Raw genomic sequence first — 288 nt, 5'->3', positions numbered from 1 at the left:
ACCTGCCGCTACACCTGCCTGACGATCCGCGACCGTTACCGGTCCGGATCTGCGAAGAAGTGCGTGGACTCATTATGGACGGCGTACTCGCTCCCGGGGATCACCTACCAAGCACCCGAGTCCTGTCAGCACAACTCAGGGTGTCACGGGGAACCGTCGTCGCCTCTTACGAACAGCTTGAAGCGGAGGGCTATCTCGTGGCCGCCGCCGGCTCAGGGACCCAGATCAATCCCGACCTGCGTGGCCTTCACCGTCGCTCTGCCACCACGGCATCGGTCCCCCGACCTC

Annotated in this window: 1 protein-coding gene; it reads left to right on the top strand. The window is 64.2% G+C overall.

All coding sequences use genetic code 11. The features are described from left to right. Positions 1-2: 2 nt before the first annotated feature. Positions 3-288: GntR family transcriptional regulator (locus tag J8I82_RS39925; RefSeq protein ID WP_431831619.1), on the top strand; the 286-nt coding region annotated here is incomplete at its 3' end.

This window comes from Cupriavidus consociatus (assembly GCF_017814975.1).
GTDB classification, from domain to species: domain Bacteria; phylum Pseudomonadota; class Gammaproteobacteria; order Burkholderiales; family Burkholderiaceae; genus Cupriavidus; species Cupriavidus consociatus.
This window is presented reverse-complemented; position numbering and strand designations above follow the sequence as displayed.